General features: G+C 67.7%; 15 protein-coding genes and 9 pseudogenes. 12 read left to right on the forward strand and 12 right to left on the reverse strand.

Translation table 11 applies throughout. The annotated features are described in order from the left end of the window. Positions 1–501: 501 nt before the first annotated feature. On the forward strand, positions 502–2,691 hold the full coding sequence (gene katG / locus OG883_RS39525) for a catalase/peroxidase HPI (protein ID WP_266551834.1): 2,190 nt from the start codon (positions 502–504) through the stop codon (positions 2,689–2,691). Between the two features lie 558 nt (positions 2,692–3,249). Here the strand turns inward: katG and OG883_RS39530 are convergent. Then, positions 3,250–3,960, reverse strand: coding sequence for a TetR/AcrR family transcriptional regulator (locus OG883_RS39530; RefSeq protein ID WP_266551836.1), 711 nt, complete (start codon positions 3,958–3,960; stop codon positions 3,250–3,252). 110 nt (positions 3,961–4,070) lie between these two features. Here OG883_RS39530 and OG883_RS39535 point away from each other — a divergent pair, with 110 nt between their 5' ends. Further along, the gene (locus OG883_RS39535) at positions 4,071–4,772 is read left to right on the forward strand and encodes an NAD(P)-dependent oxidoreductase (RefSeq protein ID WP_266551838.1); all 702 of its coding nucleotides are present in this window, start codon (positions 4,071–4,073) and stop codon (positions 4,770–4,772) included. Positions 4,773–4,930: 158 nt separating this feature from the next. On the opposite strand, the gene OG883_RS39540 is transcribed toward OG883_RS39535, so the two are convergent. Next, a complete protein-coding gene (locus OG883_RS39540) occupies positions 4,931–5,431 on the reverse strand; it encodes a hypothetical protein (protein WP_266551840.1) in 501 nt (166 codons plus the stop codon). A gap of 677 nt (positions 5,432–6,108) precedes the next feature. Here OG883_RS39540 and fabV point away from each other — a divergent pair. After that, positions 6,109–7,317, forward strand: coding sequence for an enoyl-[acyl-carrier-protein] reductase FabV (fabV, locus tag OG883_RS39545; RefSeq protein ID WP_266551842.1), 1,209 nt, complete (start codon positions 6,109–6,111; stop codon positions 7,315–7,317). 240 nt (positions 7,318–7,557) lie between these two features. Here fabV and OG883_RS39550 read toward each other — a convergent pair. The 3 genes and pseudogenes from OG883_RS39550 to OG883_RS39560 all read right to left on the reverse strand — a co-directional run. Further along, positions 7,558–7,698, reverse strand: a pseudogene (locus OG883_RS39550) (transposase); the annotation flags it as partial. Between the two features lie 39 nt (positions 7,699–7,737). Next, positions 7,738–7,980: pseudogene (locus tag OG883_RS39555) on the reverse strand (helix-turn-helix domain-containing protein); the annotation flags it as partial. 76 nt (positions 7,981–8,056) lie between these two features. Continuing rightward, a complete protein-coding gene (locus tag OG883_RS39560) occupies positions 8,057–8,968 on the reverse strand; it encodes a LysR family transcriptional regulator (protein ID WP_266551844.1) in 912 nt (303 codons plus the stop codon). A 72-nt stretch (positions 8,969–9,040) separates the two neighbouring features. Between OG883_RS39560 and OG883_RS39565 the strand changes: the two genes are divergently transcribed. Together OG883_RS39565 and OG883_RS39570 are read left to right on the forward strand one after the other, a co-directional pair. After that, positions 9,041–9,430 (forward strand): RidA family protein, encoded by a 390-nt coding sequence (locus OG883_RS39565; RefSeq protein WP_266551846.1) that lies wholly within the window; start codon positions 9,041–9,043, stop codon positions 9,428–9,430. Positions 9,431–9,462: 32 nt separating this feature from the next. Further along, positions 9,463–9,684, forward strand: a pseudogene (locus OG883_RS39570) (transposase); the annotation flags it as partial. Positions 9,685–10,246: 562 nt separating this feature from the next. On the opposite strand, the gene OG883_RS39575 reads toward OG883_RS39570, so the two are convergent. Beyond that, positions 10,247–10,762 (reverse strand): RICIN domain-containing protein, encoded by a 516-nt coding sequence (locus tag OG883_RS39575; RefSeq protein ID WP_266551848.1) that lies wholly within the window; start codon positions 10,760–10,762, stop codon positions 10,247–10,249. Positions 10,763–11,262: 500 nt separating this feature from the next. Here OG883_RS39575 and OG883_RS39580 point away from each other — a divergent pair. Further along, positions 11,263–11,352: pseudogene (locus tag OG883_RS39580) on the forward strand (hypothetical protein); the annotation flags it as partial. A gap of 186 nt (positions 11,353–11,538) precedes the next feature. On the opposite strand, the pseudogene OG883_RS39585 reads toward OG883_RS39580, so the two are convergent. From OG883_RS39585 to OG883_RS39595, 3 genes and pseudogenes are all read right to left on the reverse strand, one after another. Beyond that, positions 11,539–11,859: pseudogene (locus tag OG883_RS39585) on the reverse strand (leucine zipper domain-containing protein); the annotation flags it as partial. A gap of 62 nt (positions 11,860–11,921) precedes the next feature. Then, entirely contained in the window at positions 11,922–13,427 is a 1,506-nt protein-coding gene (locus OG883_RS39590; RefSeq protein WP_266553238.1) for an ISL3 family transposase, read from the reverse strand. Positions 13,428–13,596: 169 nt separating this feature from the next. After that, positions 13,597–14,853 carry a hypothetical protein gene (locus OG883_RS39595; protein WP_266551850.1) on the reverse strand — a complete coding sequence of 419 codons (1,257 nt, stop codon included), beginning with the start codon at positions 14,851–14,853 and terminating at the stop codon, positions 13,597–13,599. A gap of 336 nt (positions 14,854–15,189) precedes the next feature. Between OG883_RS39595 and cas2e the strand changes: the two are divergent. Continuing rightward, a pseudogene (cas2e, locus tag OG883_RS39600) lies at positions 15,190–15,461 on the forward strand (type I-E CRISPR-associated endoribonuclease Cas2e); the annotation flags it as partial. Positions 15,462–15,873: 412 nt separating this feature from the next. On the opposite strand, the gene OG883_RS39605 reads toward cas2e, so the two are convergent. Continuing rightward, positions 15,874–16,230, reverse strand: coding sequence for a MerR family transcriptional regulator (locus OG883_RS39605; protein ID WP_266551852.1), 357 nt, complete (start codon positions 16,228–16,230; stop codon positions 15,874–15,876). A 67-nt stretch (positions 16,231–16,297) separates the two neighbouring features. On the opposite strand from OG883_RS39605, the gene OG883_RS39610 reads away from it, so the two are divergent. From OG883_RS39610 to OG883_RS39625, 5 genes and pseudogenes are all read left to right on the forward strand, one after another. Beyond that, positions 16,298–17,413: an alkene reductase gene (locus OG883_RS39610; protein ID WP_266551854.1), complete on the forward strand. Its 1,116-nt coding sequence runs from the start codon at positions 16,298–16,300 to the stop codon at positions 17,411–17,413. 122 nt (positions 17,414–17,535) lie between these two features. Beyond that, positions 17,536–18,008, forward strand: a pseudogene (locus tag OG883_RS39615) (IS5 family transposase); the annotation flags it as partial. Between the two features lie 60 nt (positions 18,009–18,068). Next, positions 18,069–18,176: pseudogene (locus OG883_RS47080) on the forward strand (DUF6193 family natural product biosynthesis protein); the annotation flags it as partial. Then, positions 18,176–18,583 carry a hypothetical protein gene (locus tag OG883_RS39620; protein WP_266553332.1) on the forward strand — a complete coding sequence of 136 codons (408 nt, stop codon included), beginning with the start codon at positions 18,176–18,178 and terminating at the stop codon, positions 18,581–18,583. The pseudogene OG883_RS47080 and the gene OG883_RS39620, both read left to right, overlap by 1 nt. Before the next feature lie 217 nt (positions 18,584–18,800). After that, positions 18,801–21,539 (forward strand): WD40 repeat domain-containing protein, encoded by a 2,739-nt coding sequence (locus tag OG883_RS39625; protein ID WP_266551857.1) that lies wholly within the window; start codon positions 18,801–18,803, stop codon positions 21,537–21,539. A 244-nt stretch (positions 21,540–21,783) separates the two neighbouring features. On the opposite strand, the pseudogene OG883_RS39630 reads toward OG883_RS39625, so the two are convergent. Both OG883_RS39630 and OG883_RS39635 read right to left on the reverse strand, forming a co-directional pair. Continuing rightward, a pseudogene (locus tag OG883_RS39630) lies at positions 21,784–22,043 on the reverse strand (SDR family NAD(P)-dependent oxidoreductase); the annotation flags it as partial. Positions 22,044–22,326: 283 nt separating this feature from the next. Continuing rightward, positions 22,327–22,749: an ATP-binding protein gene (locus OG883_RS39635; protein ID WP_266551859.1), complete on the reverse strand. Its 423-nt coding sequence runs from the start codon at positions 22,747–22,749 to the stop codon at positions 22,327–22,329. Positions 22,750–22,922: the final 173 nt, after the last annotated feature.

Below are 22,922 nucleotides of genomic sequence, written 5' to 3' on the forward strand. Positions count from 1 at the left end.
TCACACCCGTGCGCTACGCGAAGGCGGCAATCAGGAATCCTGGCCACAGGTTCACGGCTCCATTACGTGCCAGACCGGCATATAATTGTCCGTTTCCGCTTTTCATGTCAGCGGGTGATCATAATGATCGGAAGCAAGTCACCCTTTCCCGTATGCCTGAGAGGCCGGGAGTCGTCAGCCATTGGGCCGGACTGCGGAGTCCACATACGACTCCGGAATGCGAGTCCTTGTTAACGCGGGGTTGCTCTGCGTGTTCTCGTAGCGGTTCGGTCCACGGTGCGCGACCATACGGACGCCGACACAGGATCCATCATCGGCGTCGTGCGTGAGGGCAGACAGTCGGCGGCCGCCAGCCCGGCATTGACTGCCGCGGGTCTGGCCAGGCGTTTCCAGCCGGCGCGCTACGAGCGCGGGTCGCAGCGCTCGACACCAGCAGAGCAACCCACGTCAAGAGCAAGCAGACAGCACTAGGGAAGACCGAGACAGGAAGAAGGAACGGACGTGTCCGGCAGCGAAAGTGAGAACCCAGTAATCCCTTCCCCGACCCCGACACCGACCCGCCCCAGGTCGAACCGGGACTGGTGGCCGAATCAGCTGGACCTTCAGGTTCTCCACCAGCACTCGTCCCGGTCCAATCCGATGGGTGAGGACTTCAACTACGCGGAAGAGTTCGCGACCCTCGACCTCGACGCGCTGAAGCAGGAAGTCTTCGGGGTGATGACGACGTCGCAGGACTGGTGGCCTGCCGACTACGGGCACTACGGGCCACTCTTCATCCGGATGAGTTGGCATGCCGCAGGAACGTACCGCATCGCCGACGGCCGGGGTGGTGGCGGCAGCGGCGCTCAGCGCTTTGCCCCGCTCAACAGTTGGCCGGACAACGCGAGCCTCGACAAGGCGCGCCGTCTGCTCTGGCCGGTCAAGCAGAAATACGGGCGGAAAATCTCCTGGGCCGACCTTCTGGTCTTCGCCGGCAACTGTGCCATGGAATCGATGGGGTTCAAGACATTCGGGTTCGGCTTCGGGCGAGAGGACATCTGGGAACCCGAGGAAATCTTCTGGGGACCCGAGGACACATGGCTCGGAGATGAGCGCTACAGCGGCGACAGGGAACTCACCGGTCCTTTCGGTGCCGTGCAGATGGGCCTGATCTACGTGAATCCGGAGGGGCCCAACGGCACCCCGGATCCGCTGGCCGCCGCCAGGGACATTCGCGAGACGTTCCGGCGCATGGCAATGAATGACGAGGAGACAGCTGCGCTCATCATCGGCGGCCACACGTTCGGGAAGTGCCATGGTGCGGTCGATGCCCAGTACGTCGGCCCGGAACCCGAGGCCTGCCCCGTCGAAGAGCAAGGCCTCGGCTGGCGAAACACCTTCGGCAGCGGCAAGGGCGCCGACGCGATCACCAGCGGGCTGGAGGGCGCATGGACCAACGACCCCACGAGGTGGGACAACGGGTACCTGGACAACCTGTTCAAGTACGACTGGGAACTGACGACGAGCCCCGCCGGTGCGAACCAGTGGACTCCCAAGGATCCCTCGGCCCAGGGCACTGTGCCTGATGCTCATGATCCGTCGAAAACGCACGCCCCCATGATGCTGACGACGGACCTTGCGCTGAAGTTGGATCCAATCTACGCGCCGATCGTGAAGCACTTCCACGAGAATCCTGAGAAGCTCGCGGAAGCGTTCGCCAAGGCGTGGTACAAGCTGTTGCACCGCGATATGGGTCCCGTCTCGCGCTACCTCGGCCCGTGGGTTCCCGAGCCGCAGCTGTGGCAGGACCCCGTCCCCGCACTTGATCACGAACTGGTCACGGACGAGGACATCGCTGCCCTCAAGCGCAAGATCCTCGCATCGGGGCTGTCCATCTCCCAGCTGGTCGCCACCGCTTGGGCGTCGGCGGCAACGTTCCGTGGCACCGACAAGCGTGGCGGGGCCAACGGGGCACGGATCCGACTCGCGCCGCAAAGGGGCTGGGAGGTCAACGACCTGCCCGGACTGGGCGAGGTGTTGGAGACCTTCGAGCAGATCCGGCAGGACTTCAACCTCTCACAGTCCGGCGGGAAGAAGGTTTCGCTCGCCGACCTGATCGTCGTGGGTGGGTGCGCGGCCGTCGAGCAGGCGGCGAGAAACGCCGGGCATGACATCACGGTCCCGTTCGCGCCGGGACGCACGGACGCCTCGCAGGAGCAGACCGACGTGGAGTCGTTCGCCGCGCTCGAACCGACCGCAGACGGTTTCCGCAACTACCTCCGAGCAGGAGAGAAGTTGGCAGCGGAGACTCTCCTGCTGGACCGGGCCAACCTGTTGATGCTGACCGCTCCCGAGATGACGGTTCTCATCGGCGGTATGCGCGCCCTGAACGCCAACTTCGGGCAGTCCCCCCATGGCGTCTTCACCCATCGGCCCGAGACATTGACCAACGACTTCTTCGTCAACCTGCTCGACATGGGCACGGAGTGGAAGGCATCCGCATCGGTTGAGAACGTGCTCGAAGGTCGGGATCGCGCCACGGGCGAGGTCAAGTGGACCGCCACCGCCGTCGACCTCATCTTCGGTTCCCACTCCCAGCTCCGAGCCGTCTCGGAGGTCTACGCGTGCGAGGACGGGAGTGAGAAGCTCGTGCATGACTTTGTGACTGCATGGGACAAGGTGATGAACCTCGACCGGTTCGACCTCGCCTGAGCCCGATGTCCGGGTCGGCCGCCTATCGGCCGTCCCGGACATCCCTCGCCAGGCAGTTCCGCCCGAAGCCGGAAGCGCGGACCGCGCCTCTCCGTCGAGGCGAAGCGTCAGGTGCGACGGCGGCCGCTCGCAGGTGGTGGTCCACGAACGTGATGGACGGATCCGCAGCGAATACAGCTACGGCGCCGACCCGCGCCACATCCCCGGCTGGACCACCCAGGTGCCTGGTGGGCTGCATCCGCCGGTGGAGCCGATGCTCGCCCAGGCCCGCGCGAGCGTCCCCGGGCCGGGCGCACTCCCGGGCGGGCCGGCGTTCGGGGCGAGTTCGACGGCTACCGCGCCTTGCTCTTCACCCCGGCCCGGCCGGCGGCTCGCCGACCATGGCTATGGTCCCCCTGCGCCTTCCACTCACGTAATTCCCCAGGGGGAGGTACTCCGTCGGCGCGGGTGCGCAGGGTGGTGGGATCGATGCCCCAGCAGGGTTGTGTGCCTGCGGGGGACGAGGCGGCGGGCCCTGTAGTCGGCTCAGCTCGCAGGCGCATCCCTTGCGTAGGGCCGTCACCCCTGCGGTGTGATGCTCAAGGACCGGATGAGCTGGGCAAGTTCTTCACGGAAGAGCTTGTCCGGGCTGGGGGTCTGGGTCTGTAGGTGGCCGTAGATCTCCAGTGACACCAGGCCATGCAGGTGGCTCCAGATGCGCAGGGCGAGGGCCACGGCGGCCGGGGGCAGGTCGGGGAAGGCCGGGCGGACCTTGCCGAGGAGGCCGGCGTCGAAGTCGGACCATTCGAAGCCACTGTCCGCGTAGCGGTGTTCGGCGTGCGGCCAGGCGGCGGCCGCCAGCGCAGTGATGCCGGTGCAGACGCGGTGGGCAGCGTCCGGGGCTGCGCCGCCCTCGGGCGGCCGGTAGCCGGGGACGGGGTCGCCGTAAATGAGGCGGAAGCCCTCGGGGTTGGTCAGGGCCCAGTCTCTGAAGGCGCACGCCCAAGCCGCAATCCGGGCTGCCGGGTCCTGGGCGGGCGCGGTGCCCCATGCAGCGTCCACGGTGTCGGCCAGCGAGGTGTACACGTTGTTGATCAGCGTGGTGACCAGGTCGTCGCGGGTGGCGAAGTAGCCATAGATGGCGTTGGCGGTCATGCCCATCTCGCGGGCGATGGCCCGCAGCGTGATCGCGTCGGGCCCGCCCGAGGCCATCAATTCAAGCGCAACCTTCTTGATCTCGGCGGTTGTCTCGGCCCGCAGCCGCTCGCGGCGCCCTCTGATCGTTCCCACAGTCGCTGACTCTACAGCGTCACTATGCTGGGTGACGTACAGTTTCTTCACGCCGTATAGTTTTCGAATGCCGTGAAGACATTGCGGCGTGAACAGCGACAGGGAGAGTCATGCGCATTGGAGTCATCGGAGCCACCGGCAGCATCGGCGGTCATGTCGTCACCGAAGCCCTCGGACGGGGGCACCACGTCACGGCGTTCAGCCGCGACGCCACGCAGATCGACGAGGACCGCAAGGACGTCGCCTGGAAGAGCGTCGACGTCCTCGACGCTGGCAGCATCGCCGCCGTCCTACCCGGCCTCGACGTGTTGATCAGCGGATTCCAGCCCGGAAACGGCGCCAAGGACATCGCCGACACGGTGGCCCGCTCGATCGCCGATCCCACCGTGTACGCCACTGCCGCGCGAGCACTGCTGAAGGCGTTGGAGGGCCACCCCCGGACTCGGCTGATCGTCATCGGTGGTGCCGGCAGCCTGGAGATCGAGCCCGGACTTGTACGGGCGGATTCCGACGAACTCATGCACGAGAGCCTCGATGCGCTCGGCCTGCCGAGGGAGTACGCCGCCGCAGTACGTGGCCATCGGGACGCCCTGAACGTCCTGCGCACGTCCAACCGGCTGTGGACCTACTTCAGTCCCGCGGAGGACATCGGCCCTGGCGAGCGCACGGGCCGGTTCCGGACCGGTGGCGATCAGCCGGTTCTCGACGCAGACGGGCGCAGCCGCATCTCCGTCGAGGACGCTGCCGTCGCACTCATCGACGAGGCGGAACTGCCCCGCTTCGTCCAACGCCGCTTCACAATCGGCTACTGAACCGACGCCGGCGGACCAACGCAGCAGCTGTCGGATGCCCCTGGAAGACGGTGTCCTCGAAGGCGTTGCCGCACCTGTGCCCTTGGTGTCGCCGACCTTCTCGACCGACTGACGTTGTGTCAATGTGGTGGCGGTTCGGAGGGTTCCTGATCGCGGGATCAGTGCTGGACTACCGTCTTTGCGGCCACGAGGACCAGCCCCAGAACGAGGTTGACCGCACCGGTGACGGCGACCAGACGGCGAGGGGCACCGGCTTTGACTACCGCTGCGGTGGCCCAGGCGACCTGCTCGGCGAGGGCGACGCCGAGCGCCAGCCACGCGGTGTCGCCAGGTCCGAGCCCCAGGGAAGGGCTGACTGCCACGGCGGCGGCCGGCAGGAGCGCGGCCTGAGCGATCGGCCACTGCGCGCGCGCCTCGTGGCGGATCGTCGCCCACGACAGTGCCTGATGTGCGAGCCGGTCGCCGACGAGGCGAGCGTATACGTGGATGATCCAGAAGACCAGGCTGGTGGTGAGCAGCATGACCACGAGCTGGAGCCGGGGGAAGGTGCCCAGTGTTCCCGCTGTGGCGATGACCGAGGCGGCGAGGAGCGAGCCGTAGACCGCGTCGGCATAGTTCCGCACCGTTGCGTCTGCCGGTTTGGGGTTGCGACGTCTCATCCCCTCAGCATGCCGGGCCGTCCGCGGCTCACGCTGTCACCGCGCCCGTCCGGATCGACGCATGGTCTCGTTCCTGGCTGGAGCGGCGGCTGCCATAGCAGAAACAGGGTGTGATCACGTGCGGCGCGTGCTCGGTGAAACGGTGGACGCGCCAGGTGAGAAGCGCCGAGGTACTGACGGCAGGGCCCGTTGCTGTATGCCTTTCCGCCGCGAGGCTGTCCGGCTTCTTGCGGGGCCTGCCCCGCCCGGGCCCCACGGTCACATGATCGCCCGGACAGCACCCTGACCAGCACCGGTACCAAAAACCTGCTGGAGTACAAGTGACCTGAGTCGTTGAAGCGTCGGTAGTAGCTGGCGAGGCTTTCGAGGATCGGGTCGGCGATCTTGTGCCATCCGTAGGGCCAGGGGCTGGTGTGGCGCGTGCGCAACTCGCGGACGCCGTATAGAGGTTTATCGAACGCTCCTGCCGGTCGGCAGGTTCGGTCCTACCCCGCGGGATGGGACTTGGGTGCCGCCGGCTGCCCCCGCACGAGCTAGTGGGAACCCTCCAAGCCCGGCTGGACATCGTTGTGCCGATCAAGATCACCGTGTTCATCCGCACGGCCGCAGACTTGCAGGACGGGGTGGCCGAGGCGGCCGCCGCGTCTTGTCCGTGACGACACCTGGGACACCACACCGTGAGCGAACGCGTCATTGCGCCCAAGAGCCGGGGCTTCCTGTTCCTCGACTCCCATCCTGGCGGCTGCCGACAGCTGGTGGACGAGATGTGGCAGGCCGTCCCCGCCCCGGTCACCGCCGGGGGCGAAGGGCCGGTGGCTCTGGTCATCGGCTCGTCCGCCGGGTATGGCCTGGCCGCTACGATCGCGGGCCTGGCCCGTGTCGGTATCCGTGGCATCGGCGTGTGCTTCGAGAAGGCGCCCGCGCGGCGCACCGGCACGGCCGGCTGGTATCGCACCGCCGCCACCGCCCGGCTCGCCCAACAGCACGGGCGGGACATGGTCTTCCTCAATGGCGATGCGTTCAGCGACACGGTGAAGGAGCAGGTTGCCGACCTCCTCGCCGAGCGGTTTGGGGGACGACTCGACTTCCTGATCTACTCGGTGGCCGCGCCTCGCCGCACCGACCCGGACACCGGCAACGTGTGTGCGTCGGTCCTCAAGCCGATCGGCTCGCCGTACACCACCAAGACCCTCGTCTTCGACGAGTACGGTGCCCCGGAGGTGAAGGAGGTCACCACCGCGCCGGCCGAGGGCGACGACATCGAGCAGACCGTGGCGGTGATGGGCGGCACCGACTGGGAACGGTGGATCACGTTCCTGGCCGACCGGTCCCTGCTCGCCGACGGCTTCGCCACCGCCGCCCTGTCCTACATCGGCTCGCCGCTCACCGCGGCGATCTACCGGCAGGGCACCATCGGCGCCGCAAAGTCCCATCTGGAAGCCACCGCACGCACGTTGGACGAGCGTCTCGGCAAGACCCTGGGCGGCCGGGCCGTGACCTCGGTCAACGCCGCTGCCGTCACCCAGTCCTCCACCGCCATCCCCGGCATCGCCCTGTACGTCGGGCTGCTGCGCGGCGTCCTCGGCGACGCCATGGTGGCCCCGATCGGTCAACTGGTGGAGCTGTGGGACCAGCTGACCGGCGCCCGCCCCCTCGACCTCGACGACGAGGGCCGGGTCCGCCTCGACACCTGGGAACTCGATCCCGCCGTGCAGAACGCCGTCGCCGAACGCTGGAGCACCACCACCAGCGACACCATCACCGAACTCGCCGACCTCGACTGGTTCAGCGACGAAGTCCGTCGCCTGTACGGCTTCTCTGTCCCCGGCTTCGACTACACCGCCGCAGTCGAAACCGACGTCCCCTGGCCCACTCCCACCAGCTGACCCGCGCCACGAACGCCCCCGATCGCGTCGTAGAACGAGGTCGCGGCGCCAGCCCCAGTGACCTGGGCCGTTGATGCGTCAGCAGCAGCTGGCGAGGCTGTTGAGGATCTGGTCGGCAGTCTTGTGCCACACCTATGGGCGGGGGTTGGCGTTCCAGTCTTTGATCCAAGCGCGGATGTCGCGTTCGAGGGCGGGGAACGAGCGGTGGACGCTGCGCTGGAGCTTCTTGCAGGTGAGCTAGGCGAACCACCGCTCGACCAGGTTCAGCCAGGACGAGCCGGTCGGGGTGAAGTGCAGGTGGAAGCGGGGGTGGGCCAGCAGCCACCCCCGGACCGGCTCGGTTTTGTGGGTGCCGTAGTTGTCCACGATCAGGCGCACCAGTTCGGCAACCTGCTCGTCGGTGACGGTTCGTACCCGCTCCGGCCGGGGCGCATCACCCAGCCCGTCCAGCCGGTGGGTGACGAACCGGGCCAGCCACTTGGAGACCGTCTCGGTGGTGACCCCGAACTCCCGGGCCACCGAACTCCCGGGCCACCGAACTGGCTGACGGCGGCAACCCGTCCGGCTCCACCTCGGCACAGCCCAGCACGATCCGCTCCCGCAACGCCAGGAGCTGGGGCGTGGAATGAGCCCGCACCCACCCACCCAGCACCTGACGCTCATGCTCGGACAACACCAGCTCAGCCGACTGCGGCCCCGGACGCCCCATGCATATCAAACGACGCATCAATGACTCAGGTCACTTGGGTCTGTCCGGCGGATCTTGGCTGACGGTCGCCAGCAGATGCGTGACCAGGGGGTTTTGATCGTTCTTTCGCCAGGCGACAGCGACTCGCGTGCGGGCGGTGCTGGGCTCGATCCTGCGGAAGGCGACGCCTTTGAGGCGGATGCGTCGGATGCTCGCCGGGGCCAGGGAGACGCCCAGACCGGTTTCCACGAGCGCGCACACGGTCTGCCACTCCACGGCGTGCTGGACTATCTGCGGTGTGAAGCCTGCTGCGGTGCACAGGCCTGCGATCTGGTCGTGCAGCTGTGGGCCGACCGCACGGGGCAGCAGTACGAAGGAAGAGTCCGCCAACTGCGCAAGCTGCACGGTCCGTTGGGAAGCCAGAGCATGGGTGGACGGCAGCACGGCCACAAAAGGCTCGCGGAGTACCGTCCTGAAGCCGAGCTCTGCCTCGTCGGTGGGGGGTTCGCGCAGCAGGCCGATGTCGATGCTCTTGTCGTGCAGGGCGGCGATCTGCGGCGCGGTGGTCATCTCACGGATGTCCAGATGCACGCCGGGGAACCGCTGCCGGAAGGTGCGCAGCAGGCCGGGCAGGACGGTCAGGGCGAGGGAGGCGGCAAAACCGATCCGTAGGCGGCCGACCCGGCCGCTGGCAGCGGCCCGGGCTGCGGCCAGGCCATCCGCAAGGTCGGTGAGGGCCCGCCGCGCGGCGGGCAGCAGTTCGCGGCCGGCCGGGGTGAGCGTGACGCGTCCTGGTCCACGGCTGAACAGCGCGTGGCCGACCTTGTCTTCCAGGCGGCGGATCTGCTGGCTCAGCGGCGGTTGGGCGATGCCCAGGCGGGCGGCCGCGTGGCCGAAGTGGAGTTCCTCGGCGAGCACGACGAAGGCGTGCAGCTGTGGGAAGGGGAGTTCGGGGCGCTGCATACGCCTAGAGATATCAGCTCATGCCTGTGGCTGTATTAGACGTATCTGTGCCGGTCACTTAGCGTTCGGTGCATGACAGAGCGACGTGCGATCCTCAGCGGCTCGACCTTTGAGGAGCAGATCGGCTATGCCCGTGCCGTGGTGGACGGCGACTGGGTGCATGTGTCCGGGACGACCGGGTTCGACTACACCACCATGACGATCTCCAACGACGTGGTGGAGCAGGCCGAGCAGTGCCTGCGCAACATCGAGGCCGCGCTGGGCGAGGCGAAGTGCACCTTCGCCGACGTGGTGCGGGTGCGCTACTTGCTGCCTGACCGTGAAGACTTCGAGCCCTGCTGGCCGGTCCTGCGCCGCTACTTCGGCGACGTCCGGCCGGCCGCCACGATGCTCATGTGCGGTCTGGCCGATTCCCGGATGAAGATCGAGATAGAGGTGTACGCGCGGCGGGCCACCGCGTAACAGCCCGATTCGGTCTGGGGAACGGGGGCGTCGTGCCCGACGGCGGGCGGAGCGATCTGACACATCACGAGTGGACTCGGCTGGAGCCGCTGCTGCCCGGCAGCGGCCGCCCGGGCGGACGGTGGCGCGACCACCGCACGGTGATCAACGGCATCCTCCATCGTCTGCGGACCGGCGTCCCCTCGCGCGACCTGCCCTCACAGTACGGGCCGTGGAAGACCGTCTACGAATGGCACCGACGCTGGTCAGCAAACGCAGGGTCTACGACCCCAAGGCCGGCCGACCGCCCAAGCACGGCGGCGGGTTCGTCTTCGGCGCCCCCGGAACCTGGGGCACCGAACAGGCCGTGACGACCACGGACACCCGGCTCTATGGGAAGGCAACCAGGCCGTTTCGTTTGGATCACTGGGCGAATCGAATGTCCGCTGTCCGCCCGGAACTACCTGGCCGTTGTCCAGGTTCCGCGCCCATCCGGTCCGGGTGTGCCGTTGACTGACACGCAGTGGGACCTGGATCGAGTCGGTTTCTCCCGGACCGGACGCCGCAGTGCGGTGGCCGGTGACAGGACCACCGCGAGGTGATCCTTCGATCGCTCGGAGGTTCCGGACCGGCTCGCAGGGGGTCACCCGCCGGAGGCAAAGGGAAACTGGCGAGGCGTCTACAACTGCGGGCGGCCGCACCCTACGTAGCATGGTCCTGGCCGCCAGGGCATCCTTTTCATGTGCCGTCCGGGTACACCGAACGACCTCGGGCATGACGAAGTGTCCCCCTCCGCTCGAAGGCGGAGGGGGACACTTTCGTATCTCTGCTACGGAATCAGATCAGTCCCCAGGACTGGTTCGACCCGCGGTTCGGCTCCCACATGGTGAGCTGAGTGCCCCAGACGCCGGTGCCTCCCGGGACGTCGATCACCTGGCCGGAGGGGGCGTTCGTGATGGGGGCATACCATCCGTTGTAGCTGAAGACCTGGTTCCACGTGTTGTTGCAGTGCCACAGGATCAGCTTGGCGCCCATTCTGGTGTCGTCGTGCCGGTCCAGGCACAGGCCGTTCTGGGCGTTGACGATCGTCTGGCGTCCCCGGGAGTCGGTGCTCGAGTACCACTGCTGGTTCGTGCCCCCGTTGCACTCCCACTGGATCACGGCAGCACCGGGACCGGCGCTGCCGCTGCCGTCCATGCAGAGCCCGTTCGCGGTGTTCATGAGCCGCCCGCTGAACGTGGTCGCGGAGGCCGGCTGCGCCATCACGAGGCTGCTGCCGATCAGTGCCAGGCTCGCTGTGGCCAGCGTCATCATGCGCTTGGCCGTCTTGCTCGACTTGATCTTTGCGATCATGTTTTCCCCCCCAAGAAATCGCCGTGTCCCCCCAGGGCACGGCTGTTGACCAAGATCGATGATAGGGCACCGCGTGTGCACATGTACGCGTCCGGTAGCTTCCACACCGCCCTCGGTGGCACCACCCGTGGAACAGCTGCACGTCAGTCAGCAGCACACCCCAGGCCACGATCAGTTGATCCGAACGAAACCCCCCAGTAGTGCTTCGTGAGGTCTGCCGATCTTGACTGGGCGGGGGCATGGTGGCGGGACGAGGCTTGGGGAGGTGGAACGGCTCCGGGGTGAGTTGTCGGAGTTCGTTGCTGATGTGTTCGCTTCGCTTCCGCGGCGGATCAGCGTCGGTGGGGCGGGTGTTATTTGCGGGTTCTGATGCTGGATGGGCGGCGTAAGTCCAGCCGAGGCCGGGCGGCCGGAGTGCCCGACTGGGTCGGACACCAGGCAAGCGGCGTCCGGCCCTTGGCCTGCTGGACACGCTCGCCGACTGGCAGCTGATCCCTCGGGTGGTGGTGGCCGACACGGGATACGGCACGAGCACCCCCTTCCGCCTCACCCTGGAGGAGCGGGTGTGTGGTGGCACTGGCGGGGAGGTCGCCCACCCTGAGGCGGCCGAGCCGCACCAACCGGCCTATGGCCGACTCGCACCGCCAACATTGCCCGCTACCGCACCCCGCCGCAGTCCCTGCCCTGCCCCGCCGCCGAAGCACCCGTCTCCCACTTCACCGGAGTCACCTGGCGTGAAGGCAGCAAGGGAGGGGCCCCGGCCGGTGAGCCTGCCGGGTCAGGATGCGGTGCACGGTCGATGCGGGCAGTTCGAGGATCGGGCCGATGCGGGCCGGGCCCAGCTTGCGGGTCTGCCCCAGCTCACAGACACGGGCTTCCACCTCGGGCTCCGTGCGATGCGGGACGGTGTGCGGCCGACTGGAACGGTCCCGCAGGCCCGCCTCACCCTCCGCCCGTCACCGGCGCATCCACCTATGAGCCGTGGCCCGCGAGATCCCCATCTCCGCGGCCACGTGAGCGAACGGACGTCGGGAACAGACACGTTCGACCAGCAACCGCCTCCCGAAGACGGTCAGCCGGGCATTACGGTGGGACACGAAGGCCTCCATACGGTGAAGATTCGGCCCTGTCTCACATTCGGTGGTGACGAAGGGTGAGATCATCCGAGGAGGATGCGGTGGCGGAGGAGGGTGAAGCCTGCCCGGCCGTGCATCTGCCGCGCGATCAGTTTGGTCTTGGTGTTGACGCCCTCGGTGGGTCCGTTGCTGTACGGGAGTGTGAACGCGGCGATCACAGCGTCGCGGTCTCGTTCCAGACCTCGGGTGAAGGCGTGCAGATGCGGCAGATCGGCTGTGCGGACCTGGGTGATCCAGAGTTCGAGCGCGTCGGCATTTCCTGGGTGAGGCTTCAGGAGCTGGGCGAAGGTCCGGATACAGGCGGACAGTTGAGTCGTTTCGGGGCAGGCGGCCGTGAGCCGGGCCAGGAGGTGTCGGTGCTCGGCCTTGAGGTTGTCGGGCCTGGTGAGCAGCATTCGGGCGAATCTGCGCGGCGAGATGTGGCTGCGGTCGGCGTCCGCGCGGCCTTGGTTGATGTACTTGTGCAGAAGGTTGAGACAGCCCGTGAACCCGAGGGCTTTGATCTCTTCGAAGAGGTGCAGGACGGGGACGGCGGGGTCCTCAGCCCGGCGTTTGCGCAGGTGCTCGCGGTAGGGATCGACGAGACTGGCACGGTACTTGGGGACGCGGAGCATCCGTTCGGGCTGGTCGGCGCGGGCGTAGCGTTTGACGGTGTTCAGGGCCAGTTGCAGTCGGCGGGCGCATTCGAGCAGGCCCACGCCCGCCTCGAGCAGGTCGTGGACCTGGTGCCAGCGTTCCAGGGTCGTCTGTGCACGCGGCCCCGCATACAGGGGCGCGTCCAGCACGGTAGCCCAGCAGCTGCTGTGGGCCTTGACCTCGCTCAGGGCGGCTTCGCACAGGTTGTGCCACAGGTGCCAGCGATCACCAACTTGCACCGCGTCGGGCAGGGCGCGGCGGATAGCCTCGGCGTAGGTCGCGGAGCCGTCACGGCACACGACCTCGATGCCCGGATGCTCACGCAGCCAGGCTTCCAGGGTGTCGGCCGTGCGGTCGGGCAGCACGTCGATCCGTTCATGGGTCTCGGCGTCGATCACCACGGTGGCATAGCGGTGCCGCCGGCGCAGGGCGAAGTCGTCGACCCCGATCACGCGGGGCGCCCGCCCGGTGGGCAACGGGATGCGCAACAGGGCGCGCAGGGCAGTGTGACGCGACAGTCCCATGGCAAGTATCGCCAGCAGCCGTGCCCCCGCCCGGCCTGCTAACTCCTTGACCACAGCCTTGATTTGCCTGGTCAGACGGGTCGTGCGTCGCTGGTAACGCTCCAGCACCCCGGGCACCTGCTCGCGGAAGGTCTGCCGGCAGCCGCGCGTGGGACATACCAAGCGTCGCACCCGCACCCGCACCACCACCCGCCGTCCGTCGACCGGCACGTCGGCCACCGTCCGCAGGTGAGATCCGTGCACCCGCCCCGACGACGCGCCGCACACCGGACAGACCGCGGTGCCCTGCGGAGTCCGTGCCCGCACCAGAATCCGCTCGCCCTCGTCGGTCACCTCCTCGATGACCAGCGGCGACAGCCCCGAAAACACCACATCCACAAGCTCGTTGACATTCCGCACGTCATGTCAACGACAAGCCAGCACGCTCTGTCACCACCGAATGTGAGACAGGGCCGAAGATTCGACACCTCCACCACACACGGAGGCCTTCGCCACGATCAAGACCCACGACAGGCAACAACGCTCGTGATCAATACACCTAGTCGTTGTCCTCCGGCTTGACGTGGGTGGACGCGGTGTCCGAGTTGTTGTCCTTGTGCGGGTCCGCGTCGTCGCCGAACACCCTGGCGGTGTTCTTCACGGTGGTGGGCTTCAAAACGTTGGCCGCGGTGCCGGTCACCTCGATCTCCACGCGGTGGCCCTTCTCCAGCGGACCCCCCGTACAGGAGAGGAGGCCGTTGGTGATCTCGCACCCTTCGGTCGGCGTGGTGGGCGAAAGGATCTTCGCCGGGAGGTCGTCGGTCAGGGACCAGCCGGAGGACCCGCTCTTCCCTTCGTTCTTCACGGTGATGCGGTAGGTGACTTCGCCGCCCGCCTCGACGCTCTCGGTGCCGTGCTTGAGCACCGCCAGGTCGGCGGACGAGTCGAGGAAGCAGGAGGTGGCGTCGAGGTTCGTCGCCGGGGTCGTGGTCTGCGTCGACAGCACGGTGAACCACGGGTTGGAACCGGTCGCATTCTTCACGTGTACCCGGATGAGCTGTCCGGAATTGCGGAAGAATCCGAGATCTCCGTTGCCGTACGTGAAGACGCCGCCGAAGTCCTCACCCCCCGGAAGAACACCCGGGAAGAAGTCCACGCTCTCATTGGCGATGTCGATCCGCGTGACGGCGCCCGAGTCGGTCGAGCCCCACAGGAATCCGTCACGGAACGCGATGTCGAAGACGTCGAGTTCCGGGTCGGCCAGCTCCGGGACGTTGATGACACCCGTGACCGAGCGGGAGGCGACGTCGATCTGATAGATCTCCCCCGTATTGTCGGCCAGGATGTAGTAGTTGCCCTCCTTGTCGAACGTTCCCGAGATGTAGAGGGCGGACGGCAGACCGGCAATGGCGCCAAGGTTGGTGAAGTCACCGTTGCCGTCGAAGCGGACCAGGTCGTTGTTCGCGTTGCCGAACGTGGTCGCGTAGAGGAAGCGATCGTGCGGGTTCACTCCGATGGCGTTGTAGAGGAACGGTGTGGGGTCGCCCAGCGGCGTGAACTGGACCGTTCCGGGCCCTCTATCGGCGGTGTAGAGCTGGTCCGGGTCACCGAACGAGACGTAGACCTGACCGTCGCACGCAACGGGATTCCCATCGGGGTGCTTCTGCGCGACAGCCGCCGCAGGGGCCGGGACGGCACCGGCCGGTGACGCCGGCAGGCTGGAAGCGAGCCCTGCGACGATACCCACCGCGCCCAGCGTGGAAAGCGCGCGCAGCCGCCGCTTTCCGTGGTTCGGCCTGTTTGTTGCTCGAATCACGAACATGCACCCTTCACTGCTCAAGGCGGACGGGGCCCCATGACGGAGGCCCCTCAGTGTGTGCCGGATGTGACGGACAAAGATCAGCACAAGGGATGTCCGGTCGGATATCACGGCTCGAGCTTCGGATGGGAGTTCGCCCCAATGCACCAGGACAATCCCTGGGTTATTTCTTTCAGATCATCAGAAAGTTGGCCCGGTCGTGCCATTGACTGACGAGTAGGGTGAGAACGTGGCGTGCGGTGATCCGTAAGAGAGGGCCATGGGAGAACAGTATGTTGCCGTGATCGGCCCCGAATTCGACGCGAGCCCCTCCGGCTCCGAAGCGGAATCCGGATGACCGTCATCATTCTCGTGGCCGCTCCCGACGGCCTGAGAGGCCACCTCGCCCGCTGGATGGTCGAGGTAAGCGCCGGCGATTCGTGGGTAACCCCAGCCGCCGTATCCGTGACCGCCTTTGGGGCCTACTCGCCACCCGCATCGGCGAAGGCCAAGCCATCCTGGTAACAGCGGCGACAAACGAACGAGGCTGGGCTGTGCGCACCGCAGGGCGCGATCGCTGGCGCCCTGTCGACTTCGATGGATCGATTCTCTCCGCCCGCAACCGAAGTGATAGCTCGAGTCAGCCTGTCTGGACTCATAGGGGGCTGTGGGGACTCCCTGCCGGTCCAGGGCCGACGCACCGGACGGGCGATCGAGCGGACGATGCGGGGAACATCCCCGCGTGCGCGGGGCCGACGTGTACGCGCCAAGCTCCGCGTCCTGGCCCTGCGGAACACCCCCGCGTGTGCGGGGCCGAAACTTCGTGACCTGTGATGTTCGTCGCGCGAGAGGTCGTTCTCAATGAGTGGGCGGAGTCGGCCCATGGCTGATGGGGCTCATTGAATCGTTTGTTCCGGTTGACGAGTTGGGCGCGCGGGTGACCAGTTTCTCGTGGTCACCGACACCACACCCCAGCCTGTGGGTCTGCCTGCTGATCCAAACGAGGGTCCTCAGAGGCGGCTTCCGGTCCCGCCGTCGTCAGCCGGCTGCCGTCGCGATGACCTCGTCCAGGACCTCGCGCGTGTAGCGCAGGTCCTCGATCGAGCGGTCGATCCGGGCACGCTCCGCCTCCAGTTGCTTGACCAGCCACGGAGTTGCCGTCTCTGCCGGGCCCCCATCGTGGTCGCGCATGCAGGGGAGGACGCTCGCGATCTTGGCGCCGCTCAGCCCGGCGGCCAGCAACTGCTGAATGAGGACCACGCGGTCGACAGCCGCCTCCGCGTAGTCCCGGTGACCGCCGGTCGTGCGCTCGGAGGCAAGCATGCACTTCTGCTCGTAGTAGCGCAGGGAACGTACGCTCACGCCCGTACGCCGCGACAGTTCGCCGATCTTCATGGGTTTCCGGCCCCTCACTCGGTCCAGGGTTGAATCTGACACGAGTGTCAGATCTTACGGTTCCCGCATGACGAACACAGCCACTTCCCCTCTCCTCGACCCGTACTCCTCCGGCAGCCTCTCCCTCCCCAACCGTCTCGTCATGGCCCCCATGACCCGGTTCCGCGCGCATGAGGACGGGACGCCGCTCCCGGTGGTCGCGGACTACTACGCGCAGCGAGCGGAAGCCGGGCTCCTCATCACCGAGGGCATCTGGCCGCACCGCCGGGGCCAGAGCGGCTGGCGTCTCCCGGGGCTGGAGACCGAGGCGCACGTCGCCGGCTGGCGCGCGGTGACCGAGGCCGTGCATGCGCGCGGCGGGCGGATCTTCGCGCAGCTCATGCACGGCGGACGCCAGGGGCACCCGCGCTCGCGGCTGCTCGGCGACATCCCGGCCGGGCCGTCCGCTGTTCCGGTCTCAGACCCCGTGCACGTCAAGGACGGCAAGGCCGAGGCGCCCGTACCGCGCGAGATGACGGCGGACGACATCCGTACCGCGATCGACGATCACGTGGCCGCCGCACGCAATGCCCTGCGGGCTGGCTTCGAAGGCGTGGAAATCCACGGCGCCAACAGTTATCTGATCCATCAGTTCCTTGCCGACAACACCAACCTACGCGCCGACGTGTACGGGCGCGACAAGACCCGGTTCGCCGTCGAACTGGTCACCGCAGTCGCCGAGGCCATCGGCACACACCGGCTCGGGCTCCGTCTCTCCCCTGGTAACCCGCAGTTCGGCATGTCCGAGCATGCCCCGGCCCCCGTCTACCGCGCATTGCTCGATGCGCTGGACCCGCTCGGCCTGGCCTACCTCCACGTCACCGACAACGACGACTACCCCGCCCTGGCAGACCTGCGCCCTCGGTGGAACGGCACACTCATCGCCAACGTCGGCGAGAACCACGCACCCACCACCCAGCACCAGGGAGAACGAGTGCTCACAGAGGGCCACGCGGACCTGGTCTCCTACGGGCGCGCGTTCCTCACTCACCCCGACCTGCCCGCGCGCATCGCCGCGAACGACCCGCTCGCCACACCGATCGACATGGAGCACCTCTACACCCACGGCGCCGAGGGCTACACCGACTACCCGACGCTCGAAGAGGAGCGCGCGAGGCAACTCACCGTTGCAGCGACACAGTGACCTCGTTCAGCCGGCGCACCGGGCAAAACCGTGTTCAAGGCCCGCGACTTCGCCCGCCGCACCTGCCATCTGGAGGCCCCACTAGGCCGTTTCCTTGGGATCATCTGATCGTTGGTTGATGTGTGTCGTTGACTGACGCCCAGTGGGCGAGGATCGAGCCGTTGCTGCCGGACCGGACACCCAAGCGGGGCGCGCGGTGGCGTGATCACCGGCGGGTGATCGACGCGATCGCGTTCAAGTACCGCACCGGCACACCGTGGATGGACCTGCCCGAGCACTTCGGGTCGTGGCAGGGTGCTCACAACCGGCTGCGCATGTGGGCGGCGGACGGCACCTGGGAGAAGGTGTTCACCGCTCTTCTTGCCGAGGCCGACGCCGAAGGTGACCTCGACTGGGTCGTCGCGGTCGACTCCACGATCGTCCGCGCCCACCAGCACGCTGCCGGGGCCCGTCAAAAGGGGCCCCGGCAGGCGAGCCGCCAGATCATGCCCTCGGACATTCCCGCGGTGGACTGACCACGAAGATCCACCTCGCGGCCGACGGCCGCTGCCGCCCGCTTGCCTTCGCTATCACGCCGGGCCAGGCCGGTGACAGCAACGGACTCCAGACGGCATCTGACGATCCAGTAGAGGCCAAGTGGCAGCTGGTGCGAGAGATGAACGAGAACCTTAGAGACAAGCCCCCCGTCGAGGCGGCCTACGCCGACTCTGCTCTCCGAAGACTGTTCCCACTGGTCAGCCACGGATCGCTGCAGTTCAGCCGATGCACCCGCTTTCCCGGTCCGGCGACCTGCCCTCCATCTTCCCTCTCAACGGTGAACGGTTTCAGCTGCCGACCACGGCCCGCACCGGAGTCGAGCCCGCGCCACGAACCGGCGCCGAGGCACTCACCCGCGCCGTCCAGGACGGCGGGTCGGCCACTGTGCCGCCGAACTCGCCGCAGACATGCGCAACCGTCTCGCGCACCTGGTCGAGGACGCCGCGTCGATGCCCGCCCACGCCCTGGGACACCCTGGTCACGGCACTGGCGGGCTGTCGGCACCCGGCCTGGTACACCCTCTACCGCTGCTGGCGTGAGGTCGAGACCCACCACGCCGACCTCTCTTTCGGCTACGGCACAGCCGACTGGCCCACCGCGTACGTGACCTGGGCGCTCGAACGACACCCTTGACCCGGTCATAGTGAGATTCGGACTGGCGCCATCAACAACGTGCTTCCACCACAAGACTGTTGGCCGTCCAGAAGAGCCTGAATTGCCCCTCGTCACCGTCGCCACCAGCCAATCCTGAGCGGGTGTGGACTGCTACTCGTTGCCACTGGTGGCGTAGCAGTCCACACCCGCTCTGGCCGCGGGCTCGTTGTCAGTGTCGGGTCGTAGTCTCGGCGCCATGAGCGAAAGACCGGCGGAAGTCCCGCATGACGTGCATTCCTTGCTGTCGGATCCCAGTCTGCTGCTTGTCGCGGAACCGGCCCGTGTCATCGAGCTGTTGGACCAGGCAGACGGTCCGCGGAGTCGGGCCGTAGCAGCGGTGTACCGGGCTTCGGCTGAAGTGCACCGTACGGTAGCGCCGGTTCTGCGACGCCAGGTGCTGGCTCTGGACGCGGCACGGTTGGGTGATGCGGAGTTGGCCGCATGGTTCGGGAGTGCGGACGTGCCGGGGCAGCCCAGTCCGGAGTGGGGTCCGGACTGGGCGAGCGGCTCTGCTTCCGACCCTCGGTTCCTGCGTACGTTCGCCGGCCACGGTGCTCCTGTGACGGCGATGACGACGGCGGTTGTCGACGGGCAGCCGGTCGCCGTTGCGGGAAGCAGGGACGGGGTGGTGCTGGTATGGGACTTGACGACCGGGAGCCTGCGGCATGAGCTGATGACGGGCCGTACCGACCCGGTGTCGTCGATGCCGGCCGAGTTGCTGTCCCTGGCCGCGGCTCTGGTGGACGGGCGTTCCGTGGCCTTCACCCTGCACGCCGATGGAGCGGTGCGGGTGTGGGATCTGGAGACAGGCCGTTTCGCGGGTGAACTCGTGGACATCGTGGAGTGCGCGACCGCGGACGGGCGCCGTGTCGTTCTGACCATGGGGCAGGACCGGACCTTGCAGGTGTGGGACCTGCTCACCGGGGTCCAGATCAGCACGATTCCCTGGGTCGCGGACATAGGTGTGCTGGGAGGGCGCCGTGTCGCCGTCACCGCTGCTCCGGACCAACCGGTCCAGGTGTGGGATCTGGTGGCCGACTGCCAGGTCGGTGTGTGTCTGACGGTCATGGATGCCTACCTGGTCGCAGGGCGGCGCCCCTTCGCTGTGGCTGGGGAGGAAGGCGAGGCGCCGCGCGTGTGGGACCTCATGACCGGTCACCCGCTCGGAGAGGCCGAGCTCGCGGAGCTCGAGTTGTCTGAAGCGGCGGGCTTGTCAGGCATGGCAGCTCTGACGGCGGTCGACAACCGAGTAGTCGCCGTCGCGCTCGACTATCAGGCCGAACCGGAACTGGTTGGCAACTGGACCGCCGACCACCGCGACGGGGGTGGGTCCATCCGAAGACGTGAGACGGCGGTCCTGGGGGCGCGCCGAGGGCTGCTCTGTGCGGGAGCCGATCAGGCGCTGCGCGTCTGGGACCTGACGACGAGCCCGCAGCGCGTCGACGGCATCCGAGCCATTGGAAGCGTCCCTTCCGGGGACGGGCTGCCGGCTCTGTCCCCTGACCCGGGCGAGCGTACAGATCTGTGGGACTTGATCGCCGGTCGCAGAAGCGGCCGGATCAGCGCCGGGACCGCGGTAGAAGTCGGGCCCCGGGCCACTTCTCGGTCCCTGGTGCTGCAGGAGCGGATGGTGTCGCTCGCCGCCGAAAAGGACGGCACGGTCACTGTGCTGGACGCGGTGGAAGGGTGGCCCTCGGGTCGGCCGCTGACCGGTCACACGGATCGTGTGTGCGCCATGGACACCGTGCACACCGGGCTGGGGACGCTAGCGGTGACCGCGTGCCTCGACCAGACGGTGCGGGTGTGGGACCTGCTGTCCCGGGAGCAGCAGGGCGATCCCCTCACCGGGCACACCGGCCAAGTGTGGGACCTCGACACCACCGTTGTGGAGGGACGTCCCGTGGCCATGACCGCGGGCGACGACCACACGGTACGCATGTGGGATCTCACCCAGGCCCACGGTGGCGGCCGACATCGCTCCGGACACACCGGCCCCGTCGTTGCCCTCGCCACGACGACTCTCGACGGAAGGCCGGCGGTCGTTACCGCGGGCGCCGACAAGACGATACGGACGTGGGACCTGGCCACGGGGCAGCACGTCACCGATGCCCGGCGGAGCGAGGCGGCCGTCATGGCGACAGCGGACATTGACGGGCACGCGGTCGTCGTGACCGCCGGCCTGGACTCGACCTTGCATGTTCTCGATCCCGTCACCGGTCGAGAGGTTCGCCGGCCGACGCCCAGCCACCACGGCAAAGTCCTGGCCATGGCCACGACAACCCTGGACGGACTGCCCGTGGCGGTCACGGCGGGGAACGACCGGACCGTGGGAGTGTGGGACCTCAACACCAGCAAGGCCCTGTGCGCGCCTCTCACTGGTCACTCCAGCCGTGTCACAGCCGTTGCCACGACAGTTCTGGACGGGCGGCCCGTCGCGGTGACAGGCGGCTGGGACAAGACGGTGCGGCTGTGGGATCTCACCACCGGCCACCAAGTCGGCGGGCCATTGACCGGCCACACGGACTGGGTGACATCTGTGGCCACCGCGACGCTAGCGGGCGGTCCTGCCGCGATGACCAGGGGGCGGGACGGGACGGTCCGTCTGTGGGACCTCACCTCTATGGCCCAGGTCGGCTGCCATGAACTCACCGAGTCAGGTGCGAGTGGGGCGATGGCCGTCACCAGGACCGACGACGGGCGGCTCGTGGCGGTCATCAGCCATGAAAAGACCTTGCAGTTCCTCGACCTGGCTACAGGGCGCAAGGCAACCACCGACTATCTGCTCCCTCTGCCCGTGCAAGCGCTCGCAGCCACACTGCATGGGCGTCTCGTGGTCGGCTTCGGCCCCGAGGTGGCGGTGCTGCGGCTCCAGGCGTGCGGCGCTGTCGAAGTCGAGCAGGGTGGTGGCGCCGCGAGCGGAGCCGTACACCCATGAGGATCCGGGTTGTTTCCTCTACATGTTGTCGAATACCCGACGGATGGACGACAGCCCGCCGAGCCCTTGCCTCCCCACCCATGCCGCGACCTTGGCGGCTGCGCGCCCACCGGCCTGTCGGGCAGTCGGCCGAACCGGGCTCGAGGCGGCTCCGCCAAGCGGGGTGCCCATGATGACGCAGCCCCTCCAGGTAGGGGAGGGTGCGGGCGCGTACGGCCTGCTCCAGTCCCGCATCGCCGACGTTCACGTTGCTGACGAACTCGCTGGCAACCGCGCCCGGCTCGACCACGGTGACGGCCATGCCGACCGTCGCCGCAACCGGCGCGAGGGACTGCATGAAGCTTCGACCACGAACTTGGCCGCGCGGTACGCCTCGTTGAACGGGCAGGCCACCACGACGCCCACGCTGGTCACGGTCACCACCCGGCCCTTGCTCGCCCGGAGCAGGGGCAGGGCGGTCTTGGTGACGTTCAGGACCCCGAAGAAATTGACCTCCATGACGGCCAGCTGCGAGGCGTGGACGCTCACCGGCCCAGGGTGAGCGGCTGGAGGTGTCGGCGCATGGCTTCGAGCAGGATGTCTCCGGTGAGTGACGCCCGCCTCCGATGACGATCCGGCTCGGGTCGAGCAGAAGCACCAGCGCGGCGAGTCCAGGTGCAGGTGCAGGTGCCGCGCGGTCGGGTAGCGCCCCGGTGAACAGCTGTGTCGCCGACTGCAGATCACGGGACCGTCGCCCGAAGTGATTGCTGAACTCGTCGCCGAGGCTGAGCTCTCGGCGTCGCCGGTGTCAGCATGCCGGGCGGGCCGGGGCCTGCGGCAGGTGGGGGACTGCTATCTCGAACCAGACGGCTTTCCCGGTCCCTGTGACCGTGCTGCCCCAGTCGGCCGCCAGCGAGGCGACCAGCATCAGGCCCCGGCCGCTTTCTGCGTACAGTGCGTCGCCGCGCGGCGCGGGCAGTGCGGGAGCCGTGTCGGTCACCTCGATGCGCAGCCGTGAACCGGTCGACAGGACCGTGACGGCGCATGGTCCAGTGGTGTGCCGTACCGCGTTGGCGATGACCTCGCTGGACAGCAGAGCGAGCTCTTCGAGTGTCTCGTCGGGCAGTTGCAGATCCCAGGCGCGTACCACGGACAGCACCAGCCGGCGGGCTTTCGGTACCGCTTGTTCCTCCGCGGCGACCGGGAAGCTGCGGCTGCGTGGCGGTCTCATGTGGCGCATGGTCAGAGTCCTTGACGGGAGGGCGGCAGCGGCCCGGCTCGGATCGCAGGGGAACGCCGACGTCCCGGGGAAGTGGATCGGGGGAGAGGGCCGGGCCGCCTTGTGCCGGGACATGGGGCGGCCGGTTCGAGGGGGTGGTGCCGGTCCGGTTGCTTGATGCACCG

This window comes from Streptomyces sp. NBC_01142, assembly GCF_026341125.1.
Taxonomy (GTDB): Bacteria; Actinomycetota; Actinomycetes; order Streptomycetales; family Streptomycetaceae; genus Streptomyces.

Coding starts and splice junctions, on each gene's coding strand:
- OG883_RS39605 (WP_266551852.1), bottom strand. CDS start 16,230: ATGAAGATCGGCGAACTGTCGCGGCGTACGGGCGTGAGCGTACGTTCC.
- OG883_RS39625 (WP_266551857.1), top strand. CDS start 18,801: ATGAGCGAAAGACCGGCGGAAGTCCCGCATGACGTGCATTCCTTGCTG.
- OG883_RS39575 (WP_266551848.1), bottom strand. CDS start 10,762: ATGATCGCAAAGATCAAGTCGAGCAAGACGGCCAAGCGCATGATGACG.
- OG883_RS39540 (WP_266551840.1), bottom strand. CDS start 5,431: ATGAGACGTCGCAACCCCAAACCGGCAGACGCAACGGTGCGGAACTAT.
- OG883_RS39635 (WP_266551859.1), bottom strand. CDS start 22,749: ATGAGACCGCCACGCAGCCGCAGCTTCCCGGTCGCCGCGGAGGAACAA.
- OG883_RS39620 (WP_266553332.1), top strand. CDS start 18,176: ATGCACCCGCTTTCCCGGTCCGGCGACCTGCCCTCCATCTTCCCTCTC.
- OG883_RS39560 (WP_266551844.1), bottom strand. CDS start 8,968: ATGCAGCGCCCCGAACTCCCCTTCCCACAGCTGCACGCCTTCGTCGTG.
- OG883_RS39610 (WP_266551854.1), top strand. CDS start 16,298: ATGACGAACACAGCCACTTCCCCTCTCCTCGACCCGTACTCCTCCGGC.
- OG883_RS39535 (WP_266551838.1), top strand. CDS start 4,071: ATGCGCATTGGAGTCATCGGAGCCACCGGCAGCATCGGCGGTCATGTC.
- OG883_RS39565 (WP_266551846.1), top strand. CDS start 9,041: ATGACAGAGCGACGTGCGATCCTCAGCGGCTCGACCTTTGAGGAGCAG.